Raw genomic sequence first — 26,517 nt, 5'->3', positions numbered from 1 at the left:
TCCAGGCGCGCCGGAAGCACGGACCGCACAGTTGCGGCGCGAACTCAACCGGTTCGAATCGGCTCCGCGGCCTTCATCGGCTGAAGACCGGATTGCTCGTACTGCGAGATGACCTGCGCGCCGAACAGCAGCAGCGTGGCGAGCCATTCGAGGCTGAACAGGATCACGATCGCCATCGTCAGCGAGCCGTACACCACGCTGACCTGCGACAGCGTCGCGAAATACCAGACCAGCACATGCCGGGTGATCTCCCACAACGCCGCTGCGACCACGCCGCCGAACAGCGCATGCCTGAGGGAAGGGCGCCCGACCGGCATCACCATATAGATCGACGTCAGCACGAACACCTCGCCGGCGAGGCCGAGCAGATACAGCACGACGCGCGACAGTCCCTGCAACGAAACGTGCGTGCCGAACAGCTCGATGCCTTCGGCCCCGACAGCTTCCAGTCCGCTCGACACGAACGTGACGATCAACAGCCCGATGCCCAGAAAAAGGATGTAGCAATACGGCAGCAACGCCGACAGCAAAAAATGACGCCGCCTGACGACCACCCGATGCACGAAGATCAGCGACATCGCGTTTTCCAGCACGGTAAACGCGAGCGAGCTGAAGAAAATCATCGTCAGCAGCAAGACCCAGCCGATCACCGCGCGATGCGCGAGAAAATTGGCGAGCTCACGCACCAGCGCGGTGGCCTGGCCCGGCACCAGCCATTGCAGGAAATGCCCGAGCGCGGCGAGCAATACGTGCTGCGGCACGAAGCGCGACAGCGCGATGACGATCAGAATCATCAGCGGCACGATCGACAGCAGCGCGTAATACGCGACCGCGCCTGCCAGCAGCAAGCCCTGATTCGCGCGAAACGCCTTCAAGGTTTGCAGGAAGAACGTGCCGGGATGGCGTGCCACGTGCAGCATGTGCTGGTCGAGGAGGGTTTGCATGGCGGCTCTCGTTGCATGTCGCCGGTCCGCCGGAAGGCGGCCTGTGCGACAGCTATTCTGGTAGTGAAGCAAGAATGCAGCCACGCCCGTTGCGGGATGACTGTCGAGGAACAAGCGGGAATACCGTTTGCTTTCCGGCATACCGACTATAAGCACTAGAACCGACTGACCGACCATGACCGATGGACCCTTCCCGGAAACGCCACCTTTGACTATCGCGTCCGATATCGCCGACCTCGTCGTCGCGCGGCCCGAGGGTCTGTACTGTCCGCCGGGCGATTTCTACATCGATCCGTGGCGCCCGGTCGAACGCGCGGTCATCACGCACGCGCATTCGGATCACGCGCGCTTCGGTCATCGGCACTATCTCGCGTCGCAAGCGGGCGCAGCCGTGTTGTTGTCGCGCTTGCCCGGCATTGCGCTGCAAACGCTCCCCTATGGCGAACGTCTGGAACTCGGCGGCACGACCGTGTCGCTGCATCCGGCCGGGCACGTGCTCGGCTCCGCGCAACTCAGGATCGAGCATCGCGGCCGTGTGTGGGTGGCGTCGGGCGACTACAAGCTCGACCCCGATCCAACCTGCGATGCGTTCGAACCAGTTCGCTGCGATACCTTCATCACCGAGTCGACCTTCGGCCTGCCGATCTATCGGTGGGATGCGCCGCGTGCGGTGTTCGACGGCGTCGATTCATGGTGGCGGCACAATGCGGCCGAGGGTCGTGCATCGGTGCTGTTCTGCTACTCGTTCGGCAAGGCGCAGCGCGTGCTCGCGAGCGTCGATGCCGGCATCGGGCCGATCTTTTGTCACGGCGCGGTCGAACCGCTCAACCGTGCATATCGGGATGCGGGCGTGCATTTGCCGCCGGTGCGCCTCGTCAGCGAAGTCGCCGCGAAAGACAAGGCGGTGTTCAGGCAGGCGCTGATCGTGGCGCCGCCATCTGCGCAAGGCAGCGCTTGGCTCAAGCGTTTCGGCGACTATAGCGACGCGTTCGCGTCAGGCTGGATGCGTCTGCGCGGCGCACGGCGCAGACGCGGCGTCGACCGTGGTTTCGTGCTGTCGGATCACGCCGACTGGCCGGGCTTGCAAAACGCGATTCAGGCGAGCGGCGCACAGCGAGTCATCGTGACTCATGGTTCGGTCGAGCCGATGGTGCGCTGGCTGCGCGAACAAGGTTTGCAGGCAGGCGCGTTCGACACGCAATACGGCGACGATACGGTCGAAGCGGACGCCGCAGGCGGTGACGAGCCAGGCGTGACCGCTGACATCGCGCCCGCCACGGATCAACCCGCGAGCGCGCGATGAAACGCTTCGCCGCCCTCTACACCGCGCTCGACGCGACCACCTCCACGCACGACAAGCTGGACGCGCTCATCAGCTATTTCTCCGCCGCCGAACCCGAAGACGCCGCGTGGGCATCGTACTTCCTCGCCGGCGGCAAGCCGCGCCAATCGGTGCCGACCCGGCTGCTGACCGAGATCGCCCGCGAGCGCGCCGGCTTGCCCGAGTGGCTGTTCGACGAGTCGTATCACGCGGTCGGCGATCTGGCCGAAACCATCGCGCATATCCTGCCGCCCGCGCAACGCGATTCGGAACTGGGCCTCACGCAATGGATCGAGCAACGCGTGCTGACGTTGCGCGGCATCGCACCCGAAGAATTGCGCACGCGTTTGCTCAGCTATTGGGACGAACTCGACTGGAGCGGACGTTTTCTGCTGACCAAGCTGATCGGCGGCGGTTTTCGGGTCGGCGTCGCGCGTCAGTTGGTGGTGCGCGCGCTGGCGGAAGTGGCGGGCGTCGATCATAAGCGGATCGCGCAGCGGATGGTCGGCTGGACCGACTCGCAACAGAAGCCCGATGCCGCGCGTTATCTTCGCTTGATCGCGCCTGAAGCCGGCAGCGATGAAACGGAGTCGAACGAGCCGCATGCGAGCGATCTCGGTCTGCCGTATCCGTTCTTTCTCGCGCATCCGTTGCAGGCCGAGCCGGCGACGTTGGGCGAACCGTCGGCGTGGCAGATCGAGTGGAAGTGGGACGGTATTCGCGCACAACTCGTCAAACGCGGGGGACGCGTGTGGCTATGGTCGCGTGGCGAAGACCTGATCACCGATCGTTTTCCCGAAGTCGCGGCGTTGGGCGAAGCATTGCCGGACGGCTTCGTGATCGACGGCGAAATTCTCGCGTGGGAGCCGGGCGCGGATGCGCCATTGCCGTTCGCGCGTTTGCAACCGCGCATCGCCCGTAAAACACTGACGAAAAAAATCCTCGCCGATTCGCCGGCCACGTTGCTCGCGTACGATCTGCTCGAGTCGCACGGCAAGGATCTGCGCATGACGCCGCTCGCCGAACGGCGCGCGCAACTGGAGCAACTGGCACTCGATGTCGACGGCACGCTCGCACGCGATCTGCTGCGCGTGTCGCCGCTTGTCCACGGGCCGGACTGGCAGTCGCTCGCCGCGTTACGCGAAGAGAGCCGCGCGCGCGGCGTCGAAGGTCTGATGGTGAAGGAGCGCGGCTCGATGTATGGGGTCGGTCGCACCAAAGCCTCGGGCACGTGGTGGAAATGGAAGATCGATCCGTATGCGGTGGACGCGGTGCTGGTCTACGCGCAACGCGGCCACGGCCGTCGCGCGAGCCTTTATACGGATTTCACGTTCGCGGTGTGGGATGACGCAAACGGCGTGCGGACGCTCGTGCCGTTCGCGAAAGCCTACTCCGGCCTCACCGACGAAGAGATGCGCCAGGTCGATGCAATCGTGCGCAAGACCACGATCGAAAAGTTCGGCCCGGTGCGCAGCGTCACGCCCACGCTGGTTTTCGAAATCGGCTTCGAAGGCATTCAGGCGAGTCCGCGTCACAAGTCGGGCGTCGCGGTGCGCTTTCCGCGCATGCTGCGCTGGCGCACCGACAAACATATCGACGACGCCGATACCCTCGCGATGCTGAAGGGTTTCATCGACGATCGTGCGGGATAACCGCTTCAAACGTGTGTAGATAACGCCTTTGCACAGCATGCAGGATGAGTAGAGCAGAAGGGGCCATGGGCATAAACCAGCAAGGCGCTATCGCGTGCGGTGGGCTATGGTAGGACTTGGCGCGCCCGCAACGGGCGTCGACGCCGGCATGCAGAAAAAATGCAAAAAAACCGAAGTAAACGCCTGGTTAGGTCGAAGCGTTTGCAGCCCACGTGGAGCGAATCTTGCGCGTGTTCGCCCCGGTTCCCAGCGGCGGGACAAAGGAGAAGGCGGTGACGTTGAACGACGGTATGGATGAAAACGAAGACGTCGTAGTGTGGCGGCCCATACAGTACGCGATGGCTTCGCATCGTCGCGTGCTGGTGGTCGACGACTATCGCGAGGCGGCGGATGCATTGCAGATGCTGCTCGATGCGGACGGCTTCGAATGCCGCGCGCTCGAGGACCCGCTCGCTGTCTGCGCAATGGCTTGCGAATGGCAGCCGTTCGCCGTGCTGCTCGACATCAAGATGCCGGGGCTCGATGGCCTCGAATTGGCGCGCCGGTTGCGCGCGAATCCGTCGACGAGTCATATGCTGCTGGTCGCGTGCACCGCATTCGCTTCGCGCGACGACCGGGTGCGCGCGCGGGCCGCCGGGTTCGATGCGCATTGCGCGAAGCCGTTGACACCGGCGCGGTTGCTACGCGTGCTCGAATCGGCCGCGGCGCTGCACGACGGCGACCCGCGTTAGCGACTCCAAGCGGTTCTATCGACCCCGCACAGCGCAACTGGCCTTGCAATCGGCTTTAACCCTTCTGCCGCAAATCTTGTGCGTTGTCCGCGCAGCGTTGGGTCTGGATTTTGCTATCTGATCTCGTCTGCGACTGCCCGACGAACAGCCGTCCCTTTCCCGGAAAGCAAACAGGAATCCCAATGTCCAACCAGGCCAGCTACGCAACGCGCATTCAGGAAGGCACGCCTTTCCCGCTTGGCGCGACATGGAACGGAAGCGGCGTCAACTTTGCGCTCTTTTCCGCCAACGCGACCCAAGTCGAACTGTGTCTGTTCGACGAGACTGGCGAGGTCGAGATCGAACGCATCGAACTGCCGGAATACACGGACGAGGTGTGGCACGTCTTCGTGCCGAATCTGAAACCCGGCGCCGTGTACGGTTATCGCGTGCATGGTCCGTACGAGCCCGAAAAAGGCCACCGCTTCAATCCGAACAAGCTGCTGCTCGATCCGTATGCGAAAGCGCACATCGGCGAGCTCAAATGGGCGCCGGAGATTTTCGGCTACACGCTCGATTCCGAAGAGGGCGATCTGTCGTTCGACGAACGCGACAGCGCGCCCTTCGTGCCGAAGTGCAAGGTGGTCGACGCGAACTTCTCGTGGTCGCATCCGGAACGCAATGCGCTGCCGTGGGATCGCGTGATCTTCTATGAAACGCATGTGCGCGGTTACACGATGCGGCACCCCGGCGTGCCAGAAAATCTGCGTGGCACGTTCGCGGGGCTCGGCCAGCAGGTAGTGCTCGATTACATCAGGAGTCTCGGGGTGACATCGGTCGAACTGCTGCCGGTGCAGACCTTCGTCAACGACAGTTATCTGCTCGACAAAGGCCTGACGAACTACTGGGGCTACAACACGATCGGCTTTTTCGCGGCCGATCCGCGGTTCTTCGCGTCGTCGGTGGATTCGGTCGGCGAGTTCAAGGAAATGGTGGACCGCTTTCACAACGCGAACCTCGAAGTCATTCTGGACGTGGTCTACAACCACACCGCCGAAGGCAACGAACGCGGGCCGACGATCTCGTTCAAGGGCATCGACAACGCGTCGTACTACCGCCTGATGCCCGACGAACCGCGCTACTACATCAACGACACCGGCACCGGCAACACGCTGAACCTGTCGCATCCGCGGGTATTGCAGATGGTCACCGACAGCCTGCGCTACTGGGTCACGGAGATGAAAGTCGACGGCTTCCGCTTCGACCTCGCGACGATTCTGGGCCGCGAGCCCCACGGTTTCGACGAAGGCGGCGGCTTCCTCGACAGTTGCCGGCAAGACCCGGTGCTCGAAAGCGTGCGCCTGATCGCCGAACCGTGGGACTGCGGTCCCGGCGGCTATCAGGTGGGCGGCTTCCCGCCGGGCTGGGCCGAATGGAACGATCGTTTCCGCGACACCGTGCGCGAATACTGGAAAGGCGACGAAGGCAAGGTAGCCGATCTCGCGACGCGCCTGACCGGTTCGGGCGACAAGTTCAATCATCGCGGACGGCGACCGTGGGCGAGCGTCAACTTCATCAGCGCGCACGACGGCTTCACACTCAACGATCTGGTCTCGTACAACGACAAGCACAACGAGGCCAACGGCGAGGACAACAAGGACGGTCACTCGGACAACAAGTCCTGGAACATGGGCGTCGAAGGCCCGACCGACGACGCGGAAATCCGTCAGCAACGCGAGCGCCAGAAGCGCAATCTGCTCGCGACGTTGCTGCTCGCACAAGGCACGCCAATGATTCTCGCCGGCGACGAATTCGGCCGCACGCAGCAGGGCAACAACAACGCGTATTGCCAGGACAACGAGATCAGCTGGGTCGACTGGGAAGGTCTCGACGACGACGGCCGCGCGCTGATCGAGTTCGTGAAGAATCTGACCACGTTGCGGCATCGTCTGCCGGTACTGCGTCGTGGGCGTTTTCTGACCGGCGAGTACAACGAAGCGCTCGACGTGACCGACGCGCGCTGGCTCTCACCCGACGGTGCCGATCTGTCGGAAGAGCAGTGGGCCGATGCGTCGATGCGCGCTTTCGGTCTCGTGATCGACGGCCGCGCGCAGGCATCCGGCATTCGCCGGCCGGCTTCGGATGCGACGTTGCTGCTGGTCTTCAACGCGCATCACGACGTGGTCAACTTCACGCTGCCCGAGATTCCCGACGGCGACGTATGGACCTGTCTGCTCGATACGAACATGCCGGTGCGTTCCGAGTTGCCGCAATTCCACGCCGGCGACGCGTATCAGGTCACCGCGCGTTCACTGCTGCTGTTCGCACTCGAAGCGCCGAGCCGCGCCACGCAGCGTGTGTTCGACCGGCTCGAAGAGCAGCTTACGACTGACGAAAGCGACGCTCCGTCAGCCGCCTGACGCGTTTGCAAGATGGCCGGCGACGCCGGCCGTCGTCGCTTGCCGCCGGGTATAGCGCTTGCTCGATATCGGGTGGCCGCGCGCCTTGTGCTTTCCGCACGGGCGACGCAGCCCGACCGGCGCAGGTCTTCGCCGGTCCCAACATGAGGTGATCAAATGGAACAGGAAAACACGTCTCTCGAAGAGCAGATTCGCACGCGCGCTTACTACCTTTGGGAGCAGGCGGACGAACCCAAGGGCACGCCTGACGAATACTGGGAGCAGGCCAGAGCCGAGGTCGAAAAGGAAGCGCCGCCCGTCGAAAGCGGTCCGATCGACAACGCGTTGAACCAGTGAGCACGCTTCTACACGTTCGTGCGTCGGCTCGTGGCGTAGCGCGTATCGCAGTGTCCTCGGTCGTATGAAGCCCGCATGAAGCCATTCCCGGAACCCCGCGAAACCCGACCGGCCGCCCGCATCCAGGCGCCGCCGGCCGCATTCGGCGTCGATAGCCTGGTCGCGCTCGCGGTGGGCGTCACGGTGGTGGCGTGTCTGTACTTCGCGCGCGCGGTGCTCATTCCGATCACGCTCGCGATTCTGCTCAGCTTTCTCGTGGCGCCGCTCGCGAACTCGCTCGCGCGCTTGCGGCTCGGCCACGTCGCGTCGGTGTTCGCGGCGGTGGCGATCTCCATTTCGGTGATCGGGCTGCTCGGTGCAGTGATCGCGACGCAACTGACCGACCTTGCAGCGGGCATGCCGCGCTATCAGGCAACCATCGAACGCAAGATGGACGCGGCCCACAGTCTGACCGTGGCCAAGCTCAACCGTCTCGCGGGCGCGGCCGGCCAGGCGTTCCAGCGCGCCACCGTCGAGCCGCCGCAACCGCAGCCGTCACGCAACACCGCGTCGGCGACGACTTCGAACGAGCGTGCGCCGGATGCCGTGCCGGTCGAAGTGCGCGAGCCCGTGCCGACGCCGTTCGAACTGGCGCGGCGCGTGTTGTCGCCGGCGATCAGTCCGTTGGAAACCGCGTTCATCGTGTTCGTGGTGATGGTGGTGATCCTCCTGCAACGCGACGACCTGCGCGATCGCGCGATCCGTCTGTTCGGCTCGCGCGATCTGCATCGCACGACCACCGTGATGGATGAGGCGGCGCGTCGTCTGAGCCGCTATTTCGTGTCGCAACTCGGACTGAACGCAGGGGTCGGCGTGGTGATCGGTGCGGGGCTGTTTTTTGTCGGTGTGCCGAGCCCGCTGTTGTGGGGCATTCTGGCCGCGCTGCTCCGGCTCGTGCCGTACGTCGGCATCTGGATTTCGGCGACGCTCGCCACCGCGCTCGCTGCCGCGGTGAGTCCGGGGTGGTCGATGGCGATCTGGTCGCTCGCGCTGTTCGCCACCATCGAGCTGGTGGTCGGGCAGATCGTCGAGCCGTTGCTGTACGGACGCAGCACCGGCTTGTCGCCGTTCTCCGTGGTAGTGGCGGCGATTTTCTGGAGCTGGATCTGGGGGCCGATCGGGCTGATCCTGTCGACGCCCTTGACCTTGTGTTTGCTGGTGCTCGGACGGCATGTACGGCGTCTCGAGTTTCTCGACGTGCTGCTCGGCGATCAACCCGCGCTGACGCCAATCGAAAACTTCTACCAGCGCGCGCTCGCCGGCGATCCCGACGAGGCAATCGAGCAAGCCGAGATGTTGTTGCGCGAGCGTTCGTTGTCGGCGTATTACGACGAGGTCGCGCTGAAGGGTTTGCAGCTCGCCGCTAACGACGTCGTGCGCGGCAGCGTGACGTCGGCGCAACTCGCGCGGATCGAGGCGACCACCAACGATCTGGTCGACGGACTCGACGGTTATGAGGACCGCGCGCCGCAGCCGGAAGTTGCCGAGGAGAACTGGAGCGCGGTGGGGCCTGCGGCTTCCTTGTCTCCGGATGCCGATCAGACCGCCGCCGCCGTGGCGCATGCGGCGGCTGACCCGCACGCGCCCACCGAACACGCGGAGCGTAATCACATCGCGGGCAATCGCGTGTTGTGCATTCCCGGACGCGGCCCGCTCGACGCGCTCGCCACGACGATCCTGCTGCAAGTGCTCGGCAAGCATGGTTTCGACGCGCGGGCGTTGCCGCACGAAGCCGCGTCGCGAGCCTCGATCGACAGCCTGGAGGCGGACGACGTCGGGATCGTGTGCATCTTCTATCTGCAGATCGACGGAATTCCTTCGCACCTGCGCTATCTGGTGAAGCGATTGCGCGCGCGTTTACCGCGCGCGGCTATCGTGGTCGGATTGTGGGCAGCCGAAGATACCGACAAGTGGAGCACCGATCTGCAAAGCGCGATTGGAGCGGAGGTCTACGCGAGCACGCTGCAGGAAGTGGTGTCGTCTTGCCGGCAGATCCAGGCTTCGGGGCAGCGGCAAGCTGAGGGCCTTGCCGTCGTCAACGGTTGATAGCGGCCGCAACCGCACCTGCACGTCCGCGTTAGAAATGCTCAGCCTCCTTCCGAAGCACTCGCATCCTGCCACCCGCCACCCAACGCCTTATACAGCGACACCAGATCCGTGCTCACCTGCATGGTCCCTTGCGCGTACTGTTGACGCGCCTGCGCCAACTGCCGCTCGGCGTCGAGCACGGTGATGAAGCTCGTGATCCCTTTGCGATAACTGTCGCGCGCGAGAAAGAACGAATCCTGCTGCGCGGCGACGCTTTCGCCGAGCGAATCGCGCCGCGCCTGGTCGGTGCGATAGACGGCCAACGCGTTGTCCACGTCACGCAACGCCATCAATACCGTCTTGCGGTAATCGAGCGCGGCCTCCGCCTGCTGCGCTTTCGACAGACGCAGATTCGACACCAGTGCGCCGCCCTGGAAAATCGGCAGCGAAATGCTCGGCCCGAACGAATAGAACAGATGCGACCAGCGCGACAGGTCGCTCGCGTTCGTTGCCCGCGTGCCGGCCTGACCGGTCAGCGACACGTCCGGATAGAACTGCGCGACCGCCACGCCGACGTTCGCCGTCGCCGCATGCAGACTCGCCTCGGCGCGCCGGATGTCGGGGCGGCGGCGCGCGAGCGTCGACGGCAAACCGACCGGCACGCTCGGCGGCACAGGTGGCACGGCGGACGGCGCGGCCAGTTCGGCCTCCAGTGCGCCCGGCGCTTCGCCGACCAGATACGCGAGGCCGTTGAGCGCCTGTGCGATCTGCTGCTCGTATTGCGGCAACTGCGCCTGCGTCTGCGCCAGTTGTGCGGTCGCGCTTTTCACATCGGCCTCGCTGGCAAGACCCACTTTCGACTGGCTTTGCGTGAGTGTGACGATTTCGCGTTGCTGGTCCACGAGGCTCGTCGTGATGTCGCGAAGGGCCTGCGCGCCGCGCAATTGCATGTAGGTCTGCGCGACTTCGGCTTCGAGCGACACCAGTGCGTCATTGCGGCTCTCGATCGCTTCCTGGGTCTGCGCATTGGCCGACTCGACCGAGCGTCGCACGCGGCCGAACAGGTCGAGTTCCCACGACGCGTCGAAGCCGACCTGCCAAAGATTGACCGGCGAGGTCAACTGATTCAGCACGTTGTTCGCGCCGTTCTGCAACGTCGCGCCCGCACCCGGCGCAATCGCGTTGGCCGGCGAATTCGGCGCGCCCAGTTGATTGACCTTGTCGTACACGCCGTCTGATTCGAGAAAGCCCTTCACGCCGAGTTGCTCGCGCTGATAACTGCCGGTCGCGCGCACGTTGGGCAGACCCTCGGCCGCGGCGCTTTGCACCTGCGTGCGGGCTTCGACGATCCGCAACACCGCTTCCTGCAGATCGAGATTGCCGCGCGTCGCGCGCTCGACCAGCGCATCGAGCGTCGGGTCGTTGAAGTTGCGCCACCAGTGCGGATCGGGATCGGTGTCGAGCGTGGGCACCGATGCCACCGTCGGCGCGGAAGCGGCCGTGGCTGCGGTGACGTTCGTGGTCTGCGCATCGTGCCATTGCGCGGGCACGTCGGCCTTCGGCGCGTGAAAATCCGGTCCGACGGTGCAGCCGCCGAGCAGGATCGCGAGCGATATGGCGGACAGTTTCGGCTTGATGAAAGAGCGTCGCATGTCAATGCCCTCCCGCGCCGCCGGCCGCTTTGACCGGCGAAAAGAACAAACACATCGGAATGCACAGTGCGCAGAACACCGCGAGAATCGCGAACACGTCGACGTACGCGAGAATCGTCGACTGCGAGATGAATTCGGTGTACATGCGCCCGGTTGCGGTTTGCATGGCCTGCGCGAACGGTACGCCGGTCATCTCGGCAATCGTCTGCGCGCTGCGTTGCACCGCGTCGTTGTAGTTTTGCGAAAGCGTGGACATATGTTCGGACAGATGAGCCATGCGGGCCTGAGTGCGCTCGCGGATCAGCGCGGTCGACAACGAAATGCCGATCGACCCCGCCACGTTACGGAACATCGTGAAGAGCGCCGACGCGTCGTCGTTCAACTGCGGCGGCACCGTCAGATAGGCGAGGGTGGTGATCGGCACGAACAGAAAGCCGATCGCGAGCGACTGCGCGCTGCGCATTTTGACAAGCGTGGCGTAGTCGATGTTCGGCACGAGCAGATGCGAATAGGTCAGCGCGCACGCGAGCAACGCAAAGCCGATCGCCACCAGAAAACGCGTCTGGATGTACGGCATCAGTTTGCTGATGATCGGAATCTCCATCGTGATCAACACCGCGCCGGGCGACAGCACGAGACCGGCGAGCATCGCCGTGTAGCCGAGTTGCTGCTGCGCGAGTTGCGGCACCAGCACCGCGCTGCCGTACAGAATGGTGGCGAACGCGCCGATCGTCAGGCAGCCGAGCGCGAAATTGCGGTCTTTCAGGCAGCGTATGTCGACCACCGGTTTCTTCGCGTACAGCAGCCAGAAGGTCGCGCCGACAATTCCCGCCACCGCGAGCACCGCGAAAATGCGGATGAAATTCGACGAAAACCAGTCGTCGTCTTCGCCGCGATCGAGCATCACCTGCAGACAGCCGAGGCCGATGGCGATCAGCGTGATGCCGAGATAGTCGATCGATACTTTGCTGTCGCCTTTCTTTTTCCAAGGCGGGTCTTCGACGAACTGCATCACTGCAATCGAGGTCAGTATCCCGACCGGCACGTTCAGCAGAAACACCCAGCGCCACGAGAAGTTGTCGGTGATCCAGCCGCCGAGCGTCGGGCCGAGCACCGGCGCGACCACGATCGCCACGGCCGAGATCGAGAAGGCCCGGCCGCGCTGCTCGGGTGGAAACGTATCGAGAATGATCGACTGCTGATTCGGCTGTAGACCGCCGCCGAAGAACCCTTGCAGGATCCGGAAGATGATCAGTTGCCAGAGGTCGGTTGCGATCCCGCACAGAAACGAACAGATCGTGAACGCGACGATGCAGACCAGAAAGTAGCGTTTGCGCCCGAGCAGCCGGCCGAGAAAGCCGGAGATCGGCAGCACGATCCCGTTCGCGACCAGATACGAGGTGAGGGTCCATGTCGCTTCGTCGTAACTTGCCGACATCGTGCCGGCGATGTGCGGCAAGGCGACGTTCACGATGGTCGTATCGAGCACCTCCATGAACGCCGCGAGCGTGACGACGATCGCAATCAGCCACGGGTTCGCCGCGGGCTTCCAGTTGGATGTGTTGCCGCTGTCGGCGGTGGCTGCACTCATGCCACCGCCTCAACGCCGCTTATTGCGGATTGGCCATCGGCGCGCTGGCTCCGTTGCCGTACGTTTTCTTCTCCGCTTTCTGAATGTCGTTCGGATAGTGCGGATCGGTTGCGGATGGTTGATAGCCGTTCTTTTCGAGCGTCTTCCGTTCGGCCTTGAATGTTGCCTTCATGACCTTGTTGATAGCATCCGCCGTGCCGTGTCATTGCTGTCGCGTGAAATGACGTGATCGTGTTCATTTCAGATACACCTTCGGCGACACCGACAAACCGAGCCCCAACGGTTGATCGCGCGGCAAACCGTCGTCGATGACGATCTTCACCGGCACGCGCTGCACGATCTTCACGAAGTTACCGGTCGCGTTTTCAGCGGGGAAGGCCGAGAAGCGCGAACCGCTGCCGAGCTGAACGCTGTCGATGTGGCCGTGCAGATCGAGCTTCGGATACGCGTCGACCTCGACTTTCACCTTGTCGCCGGGTCGCATCCGTTCCAGTTGGGATTCCTTGAAATTCGCCGTTACCCACACCTCGGGCGTGACGATCGCGAACAGCGACACGCCTGCTTGCAGGAAGGTGCCGAGCTGCACGTTACGGCGCGTGATCCAGCCGTCGGACGGCGAACGCACCTCGCAATACGACAGATTCAACTGCGCCTGCTCCAGTTGCGCCTCGGCCTGCTGGACTTGCTGGCGGCGTTCTTCGACGGCCGCTTCGGCCTGGCGGATCTGCTGCGGCACGAGGCTCGCGGTCTGCTGCTGCGCGCGCGCCTGTTCGACGCTGGCGCTGGCGGACAAACGTTGCGCGTCGGCGGTGTCGATGTTCTGCTGCGAAGTGGCGCGTTGATCGACCGCATGCTGGCGTTGATAGGCTGCCTGGGCCTGTCTGAAGTTGGCTTCCGCCGACGAGGTTTGCGCTTTTGCCTGCCGGTATTGCGCGGGGTATTGCACGCGTGCGATATCGAGCTGTACCTGCGCCGCGTTCAGTTGCGCCTGCGCGAGGCCGACCTGAGCCTGGGCCTGATCGACTTGCGCCTGGTAGTCGCGCTTGTCGATCACGACCAGCAGGTCGCCTTTGTGCACATAGACGTTGTCGTTCACCGCGAGCTGCACCACGTAGCCCGATACTTTCGGCGCCATCGTGATCGCGTTGCCGTCGGTGTACGCGTCGTCGGTCGTGACCTCGTTGCGGGTTGCGAACCACCAGATGAACGCGATGATTGCGAGCAGGATCACCAGAACCGCGAGAATGATCAGCGGTTTCTTGCCGGGGCCTTTGCGCTTTTTGCCGTTGCCTTCGTCGGTGCCGTTGCCGTCGTCTTTTTTGCCCTCGTTCTGGTCCTTGCTGTCTTTGGACTGCTCGTCCTTTGCGTGTTGATTGTTCTTGCGATCGTCCTGATCGTGCTCTTTCTGAGCGGAGCCGGTCTCGTCTGACATGGCGATTCGTTCCCGTCGTTCCGGATGCATTGAGGTTGCGTGGGTCGAGAAAAACCGCCCCGCGGGGCGGTTTTCCGAAGGCAAGGCGACGTGCTAGCGGCGAGCCGGTTTGTCGGCCGAGTGACCGTCTTTCGGCGCATCCTTGTCGCGCACGATCTTCGTCGTGCCGCCGGTGGACGGCGGATCGCTGGCCGGGAAGCTGTCTTCGACCTGTTTGTCGATCTGCTTCTCCGACTTGTTCGAATGCGGGTGTTTTTCCTTGTGGTCTGCCATGGCAATTCCTCCTTCCGTTGAGCGCGGCGAACCGCGCGGGCCTACTTGAGAGTTTTTCTGCTGCCGCGCCCTAATCGCCGTTGACGATGTCGAGCGCACGCGCGCGTGACAAGCCGCTGCCCATTGCGTCGATCAGCCGCGCGGTTTGCGCTTCGCGTTCGCAGGCGAGCACGGCGACGACCCTGTCGTCCTTCACGTACAGCGCGACGAATTGCTGCTGATCGAGATCGCCGTCGATTGCGATGTCGTCCCATTCGCTCGCATGGCCGAGATACTCGAAACGCTTGCCGAAGTGATAAGTCCAGAAATACGGCACGCCCACGTAGCGATGACGGGCGCCGCACATGTTTTCGGCGGCAATCCGCGCGTGCTGCTGCGCGACGCGCCAGTGCTCGACGCGCACCGGTTCCTGATCCTCATGCAACGGAAACACCGCGATATCGCCGGCCGCGTACAGCCCCGGCGCCGCCTGCATGCCCGCGTTGACGATCACGCCGCCGTCTTTCTGCAACGGCAATCCTTCGACGAATCCGGTGGCAGGGGCAACGCCCGTGCCCAACAGCACGACATCGGCGGCGATGTGTCCACCGCCTTCGAGCATCACCTGCTGCACATTGCCTTCCTCGCCTTCGAGCGACGCGACCTTCGTATCGAGGCGAAAGCGCACGCCGTTGCGTTCGTGCAGTTCGCGGAACATGTTGCCCGCGCGTTCGCCGAACTGTTTGGCGAACGGAATCTTGTCCGGTGAAATCACGGTGACCGGTATGCCGCGTTTTCTCAACGCCGAGGCTGTTTCCAGTCCGATGAAACTGCTGCCGAGAATCGCGACCTCGGCCGATTCGCCGATGGCGTCGACCAGCGCGGCGGCATCGTCGAGACTGCGCAGCACGTGTACGCCGCCCAGTTCGCGGCCGTCGAGCGGCGGGATTTTCGGCGCGCTTCCGCTTGCGAGCAGTGCGGTGTCGTAGGTCAGTTCGCCGCCGGTTTCGAGGTGGATCGTGCGTTTGGGCACGTCGAGCCGCGCGACTTTTGCAACGATGCGCTCGACGTCGTGCCGGTCGTACCAGTCGTCAGCGAGCAGCGGCGGCACGTCGGCGGCCTGCATCTCGGCGGACGGCACGAATTTGCTCAGCGCCGTGCGGTCGTACGGCGGGTGTGCTTCGTCGCCGATCAACGTGATGCGCCCCGCAAAGCCGCATTCACGCAACGCGGCACAAGCGGCGGCGCCTGCTGCGCCCGCGCCGATCACCACGTAGTGAGGCTCGCGCGCCGACGAGCGATGCACCGGTTGCGGCAGCTTTTCGGGGATGACGCTCACGTCGTCGCCGCTGACCACGACCGGATAACGGTCGAGTGCGACAAGTGCCGGCGGCTCCAGCACATTGCCGGTCGCGACATCGAAACTGGCTTTGTGCCACGGGCAGATAATCCGGCCGTGGCACAGCGCGCCTTCTTCGAGCGGGCCGCCTGCATGCGGACAATCGGCGCCATACGCACGCACGGTATCGCCGTCACGTACCAGCAGAATCTTTTCGCCTTCCACCTCGACGCGCACGGCACGATCCGTTCGCAACTGCGAGAGCCTGGCGACGAGTCGGGCGGATGTCGGCATGATGATCTTTCCTCGCGGACGTGAAAATGTGACGCTGTCTGCGCTGCGTCAGCAATCCATGTGCCCGCCGCAGCACGGTCGTGCGCAGACTGTCAGGCCGGGTTTTCCTCACGCCACGCGCTATGGAGAACGGCGGAAGTGCGGTAAATTCCCGGGGAAAGGGAAATAGCGCACGAACAATTCGTGTGTCGGCCATTGCCGCTATTGCTCCCTGGGGCCTGAATTTATCTTTCATGGAGATCGTGACCGTGCAGCGTGCGGAGCGTGTTGCAGTCGATTTCCCGATGCCGTCGCGCAATTTCGCGGTGACGCGGCGCATGCTGCTGATCGTGCTGGCCGTGTCGATTGCATTCCCGCTGGCCTGCCTGCTCGGCTATGGCTATTTCGATTATCAGCGCCGTATTGCCGATTCGAACGACATGATCGACCGGCTCGCGCGCGTGGCCGAAGAGCAGGCCGTCAAGGTGCTGGACCTCAATCAGCAGATGGCCTCCCGCGTGATCGAGTTGCTCGGTGACCAGGACGAAGCGCAGATTCGCGCGCGCGAAGCGTCCGAGCACGATCGTCTGAGAGAGATCGGCGGCGACTTTCCGCAGGTGGCGTCGATTTACGTGCTGGGGCCCGGCGGCAATCTGCTGGTGTCGAGCAAGGTGTACCCGTCGCCTCCGCTGTCGATCGGCCAACGCGAAGATTTCAATTCCGCGAAAGCGATGCGGCCGCAGCCGTATTTCTCGCTATCGATGTTCGGGCCGTTGTCGCAAACCAATGTCTTCAATACGCTGATCGGCCGTTCGGGTGAAAACGGCCAGTTCCTCGGCGCCGTTGCTGTCGCGCTGAAAAACGAGTATTTCGCGCGCTTCTATCGTGAACTCACGGCCGGCGATCCGTCGCTGGCGCTCGGGCTGTACCGCCAGGACGCGAGTCTGCTGGTGCGCTATCCGGCCTGGCCCGCAGGCGCGAAGCCCAGGCCGCACAGCGCCTTCGCCGCAGCGCTGCGCGACAAGCAGTTGTTCGGGCATATCCGGCTGACTTCGTCGGTGGACGGCGTCGATCGTCTGCTCGCGTTTCGTCGCGTCGGCGACTATCCGTTGTATGTGATGAGCGCGTACGCGATCAGCTCGATCGTCAGCGCGTGGTGGAGTCATTTCCTGATCATCGCGGCGCTCACGGCGGTGCCTTGCATCGCGATCTGGTTGCTGGTGTTCTATTCGCTGCGCCAGCTCGAAGGCGAACGGCGCGCGTGGGAGCGCTGGCAGGGCGAAGTGGCGATGCGTCTGTCGGCGGAAGCGTCGAGCCGGCAGTTGCAACGGATGGGCGCGCTCGGCAACCTGGTCGCCAACGTCGCGCACGATTTCAACAATCTGCTGATGGTGGTGTCGGCGAATACCGAGCTTGCGCGGCTCAAGCATTTCAACAACCTCGAAAAAGAAGTGCTCGCAGTGGAGCGCGCCACTGCCACGGCCGAATCGTTGACGCGGCGGCTGTTGAGCGTCGCGAAGAAACAGCCGCTTAAACAGGAGCCGGTCGACCTCGCGAAATGGCTACCGGCCGCCGCGCCGCTGATCGACGCGTCGCTCGGCGACAACGTCGAGGTCGCGTTGAACATGGTCGACGACGTATGGCCCGTGCTGGCCGATCCCACCGACCTCGAATTCGCGATCATGAACCTCGCGGTGAACGCGCGCGATGCGATGCCGCGCGGCGGCCGCTTTGTGATCCGTTGCCAGAACAACCGGCTGGTGGGTAGCGACACGTTGCTGCCTGACGGCGAATACGTGCTGATCGCGTGCTCGGACGACGGCGAAGGGATGCCCGAAGCGGTCGCGCGACGCGCGTTCGAACCGCTTTTCACGACCAAGCTGCGCGGCTCGGGTACGGGGCTCGGCCTCGCCCAGGTGCTCGCGATGTGCGAGCAGGCAGGCGGTACCGCGAAAATCGACAGCGTGCCGGGCAGCGGCACGACGGTGCGCTTGTATCTGCCGCGCTATCGCGAACGGCAAAAAACGCTCGCCAGCGCAACCGAAAGCGCACGGCAACCGGTGCCCGCCGCCACCGGCGTGGTGCTGCTGGTCGAAGACAATGCGGACGTGGCGGCGGGCGTCGCCGCGGTGCTGGAAACCTTCGGCTGCGAAGTGCGGCACGAAGCCACCGCCGACCAGGCGCTCGACGTGCTGAGCTCCGGCGCGACGTTCGAGCTGGTGCTGTCCGACATCCAGATGCCCGGCAAACTGAACGGGATCGACCTCGCGGAAAAAGTGCGCAGCGCGTGGCCTGCGCAACGGATCGCGCTGATGACCGGCTACGCGGACGAGCTCGAACGCGCCCGCCGGCTCGGCGTCGCGATCCTCGCGAAACCGTTCAACATCGACGAACTGCACGCTCTGGTTGCGTGCGAACCGTGAGACGAACACACGGTTTCCGGTTTTTTCCGCTATTTCACTCTGTTCGAAGCGTTTCAGAACTCGCGGCACACCCCTTGCTGTCAAGCGCATGAGGTCTGCGGATCCGGCTGGGTCAGCCGGCGCGGCCCATTCCTTATCGGACAGGAGAAAGTCATGAAGATCAGAAACGCACTGCTCATTTCGGCACTGCTCGCCGCCTCCTCGGTGGCAATGGCGCAAGGTAGCGGCGGGGGCGGTGGCGGCGGCCCCGCAGGCAACGATCCGAACGCCGGCACCAACGCCGGTGCGACTCGCGAAGGCGGCGACATGCAGGCTTCGGGCGCTGCGGCGCACTCGAAGACGAAGAAGCACCACATGAAGTCGACCAAAAAGCCGGCTACCGACAGCACCAATATGCCGGGCGCCGACGCCAGCAGCGACACCAAGGGGCAGTAAGCGCCGCCGCGTCAACGCTTCACGCTGTGCGTCTGCAAGGCCATACCGCCCTTTGCAAAGTGCCGCAACACACGGGGCAATGCGAAGGGCGCATCGGCAGGATTTGCCGCTGCATACGGGTGACGAAAGCTGAGGCACAGCGCAAAAATCACCTTATGCACGAGGCCGCCTCCGCAGGCCTGGCGGCACACAACCTCTATGTTTCGTCTGTGAGATTCCGGGTATTATTTGCCGCCAACCGGCGACTGAGCGCCAGCGTGCGATGTTTCAATGCCCTAGGAATACTAACTGATGAAAATCACCCGCAGCGCGCCTGCGCCATCGTCCTTTCTGTTCTGGGCCCTGCTGTATCTGGCGAGTGGGTATGCATCGCACCAGCTAAACGGCCCGGTCGACATGACGGGCTATATCTGGCTGCCTGCCGGCGTCACAATGGCAGCCTTCATGCTGCGCCCAGTGCGCTACTGGGGCGTGCTCGCGATCGGCTTCGCGCTGGCGCAACTGCTGTTGAGCGTCATCGAACGAAGCGGTTATGTCGACGCGCTGCTATTCGCCGTCAATGAAATCGGCTGCTCCGCGCTCGCGGTCTATATCGTGCAACGCGCGCGGTTTTCCCTCGAAGGGCTGTTCTTCCTGCGCGGCCTGCTGGCGGCCGCCGCGCTCGCCAGTCTGTTGGGCGCAATCGGCGGCGGCGCCTGGTTTGCCTTCGTCGACCATGCGTCGTTCTGGAGAGTCGGCGCGATCTGGGCGGCTTCGGATTTTATCGGCATTGTGCTGGTCACACCGGTGCTCGCGTCGTGGTCGCGTTTTCGCGCACACCGTTCAGGACAGAACGAACTGGCCGACTTCCTGATCGGCCTCGCCGCGTTCGCCGTGATGGTGCTGATCGCACTGATCAGCTTCGATCAGGACCGCGCCGGCGCCCACGACCTGGGTATCGGCGTCGTGTTCGCGTTGACGTACATACCGCTGTTCTGCGCAGTCGTCGTGACCTTGATGTGGGGCGGCAAAGGCGGTTCGTTTGCGGTACTCGTGCTGGCGTTGATCGTCAGCGTGCTGATGGCGAGAGGCCATGGACCGTTTTCAATGGTCGATGCGCATCGCGGGCGGTCGCTGCTCGAGGCGCAGATTTACCTCGCGGTCGCGTCCTTGCTGGTGCTGACCATCAGTGCGTTGAAAACCACGCGAGATGAGCTGCACGATCGCGCCGCGGTGTCGCAGAACAATATGACGCTTGCGCTGGCCGGCGCATCGCAATTGAGCTACGTGCTCGATACGTCCCGGGATCGCATCGAATGGAGCGGCGATCTGCAACGCGCGTTCGGCACCGGCAGCAACGCCGAGGCGCTCGCCAGCGTACGCAACGTGCTGGAGCGGCTGCATCCCGACGACCGGGCGCGGCTGCGCTCGCACTGGCAGGCCGAGACCGACGGCGAGCGTCCGGCTTCGCTGCCGCTGCGCGTCAACCTGCCGGACGGCGAGGTGATGACGGTGATCGACACCAGTGCGTCGCTCGCGCATGCCGACGTCGGCGTGGCCGTTATTGCGGGCGTCTGGCAATTGCAACGCGAGCCACGCGTGTCGCTCGGGCTATGACAGCACGATCCGGGATCCTGCTCATCCACGGGCTGGGCGGCACCGAGTACGATCTGGGCTCGCTGCACAAGGCCGCGCGCCGCGCGGGCGGCAACGCTCACATGATCACGCTGCCTGGCCACGGCACACGGCCGGAAGATCTGCTCACAGTGCGCGCCGAAACATGGCTCGACGCGGTCACCGCGCAGTACCGTGAACTGGCAACGCAGTACGACACGCTGCACGTCGCCGGCATGTGCATGGGCGCGCTGATCGCGCTGCTGCTGTGCCACCGCGTGAAGCACGAGCGCGGCCGGCTGGCGCTGCTCGCGCCGCCGGTTTATATCGACGGCTGGTCGACGCCCTGGTATCGCGATTTGCGGTATCTGCTGTACTGCGTGCCGGGCGCCGCGGCGAAGATCAAGGTCGAAGAGGGCGAGCCGTTCGGCATCAAGAATCCGCTGGTCCGCGCGATCGTCAAGAAGAAGTTCGAACGCGGCGACAATTTTCACTACCCCTGGGTGCCGCTGGTCTGCATCCGCCAGGTCGACCGGATGCGCGACTGGGTGCGCAAGGCCGCGCCGGAGATTGCGTGTTCAACGCTGATTCTGCATTCGCGTGAAGACGAACTGACCAGTTTGCGTTCGGCTGAATTTCTTCAGGCCGCCATTCCGGATGCGCGCTCGGTCGTGCTGGAAAACAGTTACCACATGATCTGCGCCGACAACGACCGCGAACAGGTGGCAAGCGAAGTACTGAGCTTCTTCGATCTCGATCCGCAACATGCGTACAGTCCGGCTGCAGCACGCCGGATGGCGCGGGCCGGAGAAGGGCTGGGCTGAGGGTTCTTCTGAAGGCTCGTCTGAAGGCGGGGGCGCCTCACTCGCCGATCAGATGCAGCACGATATCGCGATGCTGCGTATGCCGGCGATGTTCGAACAGATACAGCCCCTGCCATGTGCCGAGCACCATCCGTCCATGTTCGACCGGCACCGACAACTGCACCTGCGTGAGCGCGGTGCGCAGATGGGCCGGCATGTCGTCCGGTCCTTCCGCGTCGTGTTCGTAACGCTCGTCGTCTTCGGGCGCGAGAGTTGCGAAATAGCGCTCGAGATCGCGCTGCACCGAAGGGTCGGCGTTCTCCTGGATCAGCAGCGACGCTGAAGTATGCCGGCAGAACAACGTCAGCAGGCCGGTGCCGATACCTTGTTCACCGACGAAGCGGCGTGCTTCGTCGGTGAACTCGACAAGCCCGCGCGTGCGGGCCTTGACGCTCAGATGATGGATCGCCTGTCGCATGATGTTTCGGACCTCGTCGTGCGGATCAGAGCACGGAAAAGGCTTCCGCGATCTCGGCCGCGCTGGTGGGCCGTACGACGCGCGAGACTTCCGTGCCGTCGCGCAGGAAAATCAGCGTCGGCCATAGCTTGACCTTGAACGAACGGCCGAGCGGACGGCCCGGACCGTCTTCGATCTTCAGATGGCGAACCCCGGCGTGCGGTTCGAAAGCTTGTGCAATCGAAGGCTGCGCGCCCTGGCAGTAGCCGCACCAGTCGGTGCCGAATTCGATGACGGTCGCGCCGGCCAGGGTGTCGACTTCGGCTCGCGACGGGGCTTGTTGCGCGTAAGCGGTGGGTGTGGCCATGCGGGAGGCTCCTTGACTCGGTGTAAGGTCGCGGACGATATGCCGATATCGCCGCGGCGCGTTCGATGCGGTTCCGACAAGATTAGCAGCTACGCTCCGGATGCGTCGGCGAGCAAAGCGAACACCGACATCCGTTTGACCGCGCGCCGTGTTAAACATCGCCATCGGCGCGCGACATGCGATGCGCGGGCAAATCATCGGTTCAGGAACGGAAATGGGCGAGCGAATTTATCTGCGGCATCCAGGCAAGGACGAGACCGTTGCGGTCGGCGTCGGCTTCAGTTGGGGCGCGCTGCTGCTCGGGTTCGCGTGGGCGTTGTCGAAGCGGATGTGGTTCGCGGCCTTCGTGATGCTGGCAATCAACACGCTGCTGTTCTGCAGCGGCCTGTGGGGCGATACCGCCGACACCATCGGCCTCGTGCTGTCGGTGCTGTTCGGCATTGCTTGTGGGCAGTACGGCAACCGCTGGCATCGCTGGACGCTTGAAAAGCGCGGCTACATCGTTCTATAACGCGTCACGTGTCCTTTTGCTGTGTTCTTCATGGAGTCATCTGATGCCTATCGCTGCTGCCTGCCGCTTGCCCGCTACCTTCCGCCGCTGCTTGCCCGGCAAGCGCAAAAAATGCGCGAAACAAGCGGCAAGTAGGAGGCGGATAAGCGGGCGGACAAGCGGAGAGACAAGCGGGTAAACGGGCCGCCAGACAAGCGGGCAAACAAGCGGGCAAACAAGCGGGCAAACAAGCGGGCAAACAAGCGGGCAAACAAGCGAAAACACGCTGCCCCGACGAAGGCAAACGCGCATCGCGTGCTTTTGGGATGCCGACGCGCGGGTTTACGTGTCGTCAACTCAGGCCGATAATGCCCCGGTCATTCCGAATACGAGTCCGGCGCGCACGTCGCGCCGGCTCGCCCTCCCGACCCACCGCCGCCCGTGTTGAAGACCTCACGTTTTTTCGACCTGCTACGCATACCTGGCTTCAAGCCGCTCGCCGCCGCCACGCTGATGCTCGGGGTGGCGATGTCCTTCACCGCACCGTATCTGTCCTTGTTCGGCATCGAACGCGCCGGTATGACGCCGTTCCGGCTCGGCGTCTTCATGACGCTGATCGCCGCGAGCGGCGTGCTCGCCAGCACGATCGCGGGCCGCTGGAGCGACAAAAGCGGCCGGCATCGTCCGCTGCTGCTGGCGGCGCTGATCGCCGCCACGCTCGGTTACCTGTGCTTATGCGTGGTACGCGACTACCGGTTGTTGCTGATAGTCGGGATCGCGTTCATCGGCGCGGGCGGCTCGGCGATCTCGATGGTGTTTTCGTTCAGCCGCGCGGCGCTGCCGGTGCCGGACCCCGCGGAGCGCGCGTTCGCCAGCGCGAGCTTGCGAACCATCTTGTCGGCGGCGTGGGTGTTCGGTCCGTCGGTCGGCGCGTTGGTGCTGGCGGGCACCGGTTTCTATGGGCTGTTCCTGTTCGCGGCCGCGAGTTTCGCGGCCTGTGCGGCGATCGTCTGGCGTATGCAGGAGCCGCAAGGGCATCTGGGCGATCACACGGTGGAGGATACGGCGTCCGAGCCGTCGGCGTCGATTTCCGTGCCGCCGTTGACCGCACCGGACGAAGAGTCGCAAGAGAATCGGCCCGGCGTCGCGTCGACCAACGACATCCGCCGCGCGGTGGCCGCGCTCACGCTGCTCGGCCTCGCCGCCAACGCGACGATGATCGTACTGCCGCTTTACATCGTGCACGGCCTGAACGGCACGCATCTGGATGTCTCCGTGATGCTGGGGCTCGGCGCGCTGACCGAGATTCCGATGATGCTCGCGCTCGGCGCGAAGTCGTCGACGCTGCACAAACCGAACTGGCTGGCCGCCTGCGCGGCGGTGCATGCGGTGTATTTCGTCGCGATGTCGATGGCGGGCGGCGTGAACGTGCTGATCCCGATGCAGATGCTCAACGCGTTCGTGGTCGCGGTCACGTCCTGCCTCGGCATGATCTATGTGCAGGACCTGATGCCGAACTCGCCGGGGCGCGCGACCGCGCTGTTCTTCAATGCCGCGCGGGTCGGCTCGATCCTGTCGGGCGTGTTGTCCGGGTTGCTGGTGCAGGCTTTCAACTATCGCGGCACGTTCCTGTTCTGCGGACTGCTGGCGCTGTGCGCGCTTGTGCTGTTCGCCGTGCCGGGCTATCGCTATCCGTTGATGTGGCGCGCGGTGCAGCGCTTCGCACGCGAGCATTACGTGAAGTTCAAAACCCGGGCGCGCTGATTCGCCCGGCTGCGGCGTGCTGCCGTTCGTGCATGCGGCGAGCTTCGCGTGAACATTGAAAATGTAAGCAGAGTGTCAGTCGAATAGAACGCTTTCTGCGCGCGGCGGCTCGTGCATTCGCACGCAAGGAACTTCCGGCCGCGCAAAACCTCTGCATTTAAGCGTATTGTCTTTGCTGCGGGCGATGTTGCCTGGGTCACTGCCGGGTCACTGCCTGGGTCACGGCCTGCCTCACAGCCTGCTCAACAGCCCGCGTCACTGCAAGGACAGTCAGACACTGCTACCGTGTGTCCGGCAAACGCAAGCCGACGTGGCTACGATGAATACGCGCATCGCGGGTCGACAGAGCCGCTCGTCGCCGCGTTACGACCAACAGAATCGATCAGCGCATCGACGCACTTTCCGGAGCGAGATATGCAGCTAGGCATGATTGGATTGGGACGCATGGGCGCCGACATGGTGCGACGTCTGACGAAGGGCGCTCAGCAATGCATCGCCTACGACGTGCAAGCGGCGGCGGTGGACAAGCTGAAGCAGGACGGCGTGGCGGGCGCGGCGTCGCTCGAAGACCTCGTCGGGCAACTCGACAAGCCGCGCGCGGTGTGGCTGATGGTGCCGGCAGCGGTGGTCGACGCGACGCTCGAGAAACTCGTGCCGTTGCTCGAACCGGGTGACATCGTGATCGACGGCGGCAACTCCTATTACCACGACGACATCCGCCGCAGCAACGATCTCGCGAAACTTCAACTTCATTACGTTGACGTGGGCACGAGCGGCGGCGTGGCGGGCCGCGAGCGTGGCTACTGCCTGATGATCGGCGGCGAGCCTGAAATCGTGCAGCATCTCGAGCCGATTTTCTCGACGCTCGCGCCGGGCGCTGCTGCGGCACCGGCAACACCGGGCCGCGCGGCCGGCACCGGCACCGCCGACCAGGGCTTTCTGCACTGCGGCCCACACGGCGCCGGCCACTTCGTGAAGATGGTCCACAACGGCATCGAGTACGGAATGATGGCCGCGTACGCGGAAGGCCTGAACATCCTGCGCCACGCCGACGCCGGCAAGCACGCGCGCGAGGTGGACGCCGAGACTTCGCCGCTGCGCCGCCCCGAGTTGTACCAGTACGATCTGAATCTGGCGGAGGTCGCCGAAGTCTGGCGGCGCGGCAGCGTGATTGGCTCGTGGCTGCTGGACCTGATCGCCGGGTCGCTCGTCAACGACGCCGATCTGGCGAACTACGCCGGACGCGTGTCCGATTCCGGCGAGGGACGCTGGACGGTTGCCGCCGCGATCGACGAAGGCGTGCCGACGCCCGTGCTGAGCGCCGCGCTGTTCGCGCGTTTCAGCTCGCGCGGCGAAGCGGATTTCGCGAACCGGGTACTGTCGGCGATGCGGCATGACTTTGGCGGCCATGTCGAGAAAGGCGCCGCGCCGGCTGCGGGTGCGGCCGGGTCGTCCGGCGGCAAGAGCTAACGCATTGGGAGCCGAGATGGATGCCACGAAGGCCACACTTCACGACGTCGTGTTTCTGTTCGACTGCGACAACACGTTGCTGGACAACGATCATGTGCTGGAGGATTTGCGCGCCCACATGATGCAGAAGTTCGGCGCGGAGAACAGCGCGCGTTACTGGGAAATTTTCGAAGAACTGCGTTCGGAGCTCGGCTACGCGGACTATCTCGGTGCGCTGCAGCGTTACCGGCACGAGCATCCGCGCGATACGGGCCTGCTGACGATCTCGCAGTTCCTGATCGACTATCCGTTTGCGAACCGGCTTTACCCGGGCTCGCTCGATACGCTGCGGCATCTGGGCAAATACGGGCCGACCGTGATCCTGTCCGATGGCGACGTGGTGTTCCAGCCGCGCAAGATTTCGCGCGCGGGCTTATGGGAAGAAGTACATGGCCGGGTTCTGATTTACATCCATAAAGAGCTGATGCTCGATCAGGTGAAGTCGTGCTACCCGGCGCGGCATTACGTGATGGTGGACGATAAGCTGCGGATTCTGACGGCCATGAAAAAAGCGTGGGGCGACGAGTTGACCACGGTTTTCCCGCGCCAGGGGCATTACGCGTTCGATCCGAAAGAGATCGCTGCGAATCCGCCCGCGGATGTCACCGTCGAGCGGATCGGGGAGCTGGCCGATATCGATGTGCAGTTGCTGTTGCGGCGAGGTGCCTGAGACGGCGGGGCGTTGGC

Annotated in this window: 23 protein-coding genes; 14 read left to right on the top strand and 9 right to left on the bottom strand. The window is 63.9% G+C overall.

The genetic code is table 11. The annotated features are described in order from the left end of the window. Positions 1 to 44 precede the first annotated feature (44 nt). A complete protein-coding gene (locus PQQ51_RS02415) occupies positions 45 to 944 on the bottom strand; it encodes a YihY/virulence factor BrkB family protein (RefSeq protein ID WP_408494469.1) in 900 nt (299 codons plus the stop codon). Between the two features lie 175 nt (positions 945 to 1,119). On the opposite strand from PQQ51_RS02415, the gene PQQ51_RS02410 reads away from it, so the two are divergent. The 6 genes from PQQ51_RS02410 to PQQ51_RS02385 all read left to right on the top strand — a co-directional run bounded on the left by PQQ51_RS02410 (position 1,120) and on the right by PQQ51_RS02385 (position 9,468). Beyond that, positions 1,120 to 2,247, top strand: coding sequence for a ligase-associated DNA damage response exonuclease (locus PQQ51_RS02410; RefSeq protein ID WP_408494467.1), 1,128 nt, complete (start codon positions 1,120 to 1,122; stop codon positions 2,245 to 2,247). Beyond that, positions 2,244 to 3,917: an ATP-dependent DNA ligase gene (locus PQQ51_RS02405; RefSeq protein ID WP_408494465.1), complete on the top strand. Its 1,674-nt coding sequence runs from the start codon at positions 2,244 to 2,246 to the stop codon at positions 3,915 to 3,917. Before PQQ51_RS02410 ends, PQQ51_RS02405 begins: the two co-directional genes overlap by 4 nt. A 290-nt stretch (positions 3,918 to 4,207) precedes the next feature. Further along, complete coding sequence (locus tag PQQ51_RS02400; protein WP_408494790.1) at positions 4,208 to 4,648, top strand: response regulator; 441 nt, start codon at positions 4,208 to 4,210, stop codon at positions 4,646 to 4,648. Between the two features lie 182 nt (positions 4,649 to 4,830). Then, a complete protein-coding gene (glgX, locus tag PQQ51_RS02395; RefSeq protein ID WP_408494463.1) occupies positions 4,831 to 7,047 on the top strand; it encodes a glycogen debranching protein GlgX in 2,217 nt (738 codons plus the stop codon). 156 nt (positions 7,048 to 7,203) lie between these two features. Next, the gene (locus tag PQQ51_RS02390) at positions 7,204 to 7,383 is read left to right on the top strand and encodes a DUF2934 domain-containing protein (protein WP_408494461.1); all 180 of its coding nucleotides are present in this window, start codon (positions 7,204 to 7,206) and stop codon (positions 7,381 to 7,383) included. Positions 7,384 to 7,458: 75 nt separating this feature from the next. Continuing rightward, on the top strand, positions 7,459 to 9,468 hold the full coding sequence (locus PQQ51_RS02385) for an AI-2E family transporter (protein ID WP_408494459.1): 2,010 nt from the start codon (positions 7,459 to 7,461) through the stop codon (positions 9,466 to 9,468). 41 nt (positions 9,469 to 9,509) lie between these two features. Here PQQ51_RS02385 and PQQ51_RS02380 read toward each other — a convergent pair whose 3' ends face one another. The 6 genes from PQQ51_RS02380 to PQQ51_RS02355 form a co-directional block, all read right to left on the bottom strand. Further along, positions 9,510 to 11,102, bottom strand: coding sequence for an efflux transporter outer membrane subunit (locus PQQ51_RS02380; RefSeq protein WP_408494457.1), 1,593 nt, complete (start codon positions 11,100 to 11,102; stop codon positions 9,510 to 9,512). A gap of 1 nt (position 11,103) precedes the next feature. After that, a complete protein-coding gene (locus PQQ51_RS02375; protein ID WP_408494455.1) occupies positions 11,104 to 12,693 on the bottom strand; it encodes a DHA2 family efflux MFS transporter permease subunit in 1,590 nt (529 codons plus the stop codon). 19 nt (positions 12,694 to 12,712) lie between these two features. Further along, positions 12,713 to 12,865 carry a hypothetical protein gene (locus PQQ51_RS02370; RefSeq protein WP_408494453.1) on the bottom strand — a complete coding sequence of 51 codons (153 nt, stop codon included), beginning with the start codon at positions 12,863 to 12,865 and terminating at the stop codon, positions 12,713 to 12,715. Positions 12,866 to 12,928: 63 nt separating this feature from the next. Then, on the bottom strand, positions 12,929 to 14,125 hold the full coding sequence (locus tag PQQ51_RS02365) for an HlyD family secretion protein (protein WP_408494451.1): 1,197 nt from the start codon (positions 14,123 to 14,125) through the stop codon (positions 12,929 to 12,931). Positions 14,126 to 14,218: 93 nt separating this feature from the next. Next, positions 14,219 to 14,398 (bottom strand): hypothetical protein, encoded by a 180-nt coding sequence (locus PQQ51_RS02360; protein WP_408494449.1) that lies wholly within the window; start codon positions 14,396 to 14,398, stop codon positions 14,219 to 14,221. Positions 14,399 to 14,468: 70 nt separating this feature from the next. Continuing rightward, complete coding sequence (locus PQQ51_RS02355; protein WP_408494447.1) at positions 14,469 to 16,010, bottom strand: FAD-dependent oxidoreductase; 1,542 nt, start codon at positions 16,008 to 16,010, stop codon at positions 14,469 to 14,471. A 233-nt stretch (positions 16,011 to 16,243) separates the two neighbouring features. Between PQQ51_RS02355 and PQQ51_RS02350 the strand changes: the two genes are divergently transcribed. The 4 genes from PQQ51_RS02350 to PQQ51_RS02335 all read left to right on the top strand — a co-directional run bounded on the left by PQQ51_RS02350 (position 16,244) and on the right by PQQ51_RS02335 (position 21,264). Further along, entirely contained in the window at positions 16,244 to 18,412 is a 2,169-nt protein-coding gene (locus PQQ51_RS02350; RefSeq protein WP_408494445.1) for a hybrid sensor histidine kinase/response regulator family protein, read from the top strand. Positions 18,413 to 18,565: 153 nt separating this feature from the next. Next, a complete protein-coding gene (locus PQQ51_RS02345; RefSeq protein ID WP_408494443.1) occupies positions 18,566 to 18,847 on the top strand; it encodes a hypothetical protein in 282 nt (93 codons plus the stop codon). A gap of 291 nt (positions 18,848 to 19,138) precedes the next feature. After that, a complete protein-coding gene (locus tag PQQ51_RS02340) occupies positions 19,139 to 20,443 on the top strand; it encodes an MASE1 domain-containing protein (RefSeq protein ID WP_408494441.1) in 1,305 nt (434 codons plus the stop codon). Next, positions 20,440 to 21,264, top strand: coding sequence for an alpha/beta hydrolase (locus PQQ51_RS02335; protein WP_408494439.1), 825 nt, complete (start codon positions 20,440 to 20,442; stop codon positions 21,262 to 21,264). Before PQQ51_RS02340 ends, PQQ51_RS02335 begins: the two co-directional genes overlap by 4 nt. Before the next feature lie 37 nt (positions 21,265 to 21,301). Here PQQ51_RS02335 and PQQ51_RS02330 read toward each other — a convergent pair whose 3' ends face one another. Continuing rightward, positions 21,302 to 21,721 (bottom strand): secondary thiamine-phosphate synthase enzyme YjbQ, encoded by a 420-nt coding sequence (locus tag PQQ51_RS02330; RefSeq protein ID WP_408494437.1) that lies wholly within the window; start codon positions 21,719 to 21,721, stop codon positions 21,302 to 21,304. 25 nt (positions 21,722 to 21,746) lie between these two features. Continuing rightward, positions 21,747 to 22,067, bottom strand: coding sequence for a thioredoxin family protein (locus tag PQQ51_RS02325; RefSeq protein WP_408494436.1), 321 nt, complete (start codon positions 22,065 to 22,067; stop codon positions 21,747 to 21,749). Between the two features lie 214 nt (positions 22,068 to 22,281). Between PQQ51_RS02325 and PQQ51_RS02320 the strand changes: the two genes are divergently transcribed. From PQQ51_RS02320 to PQQ51_RS02305, 4 genes are all read left to right on the top strand, one after another. Continuing rightward, positions 22,282 to 22,578 (top strand): DUF2628 domain-containing protein, encoded by a 297-nt coding sequence (locus tag PQQ51_RS02320; protein WP_408494434.1) that lies wholly within the window; start codon positions 22,282 to 22,284, stop codon positions 22,576 to 22,578. Positions 22,579 to 22,998: 420 nt separating this feature from the next. Further along, positions 22,999 to 24,321, top strand: a complete 1,323-nt coding sequence (locus PQQ51_RS02315) for a sugar efflux transporter (protein ID WP_408494433.1) — start codon at positions 22,999 to 23,001, stop codon at positions 24,319 to 24,321. A 414-nt stretch (positions 24,322 to 24,735) separates the two neighbouring features. Further along, positions 24,736 to 25,791 carry a phosphogluconate dehydrogenase (NAD(+)-dependent, decarboxylating) gene (gnd, locus tag PQQ51_RS02310; protein WP_408494432.1) on the top strand — a complete coding sequence of 352 codons (1,056 nt, stop codon included), beginning with the start codon at positions 24,736 to 24,738 and terminating at the stop codon, positions 25,789 to 25,791. A gap of 16 nt (positions 25,792 to 25,807) precedes the next feature. Beyond that, complete coding sequence (locus PQQ51_RS02305) at positions 25,808 to 26,500, top strand: HAD family hydrolase (protein ID WP_408494430.1); 693 nt, start codon at positions 25,808 to 25,810, stop codon at positions 26,498 to 26,500. Positions 26,501 to 26,517: the final 17 nt, after the last annotated feature.

The organism is Paraburkholderia xenovorans (genome assembly GCF_046030735.1).
Taxonomy (GTDB): domain Bacteria; phylum Pseudomonadota; class Gammaproteobacteria; order Burkholderiales; family Burkholderiaceae; genus Paraburkholderia; species Paraburkholderia xenovorans_A.
This window is presented reverse-complemented; position numbering and strand designations above follow the sequence as displayed.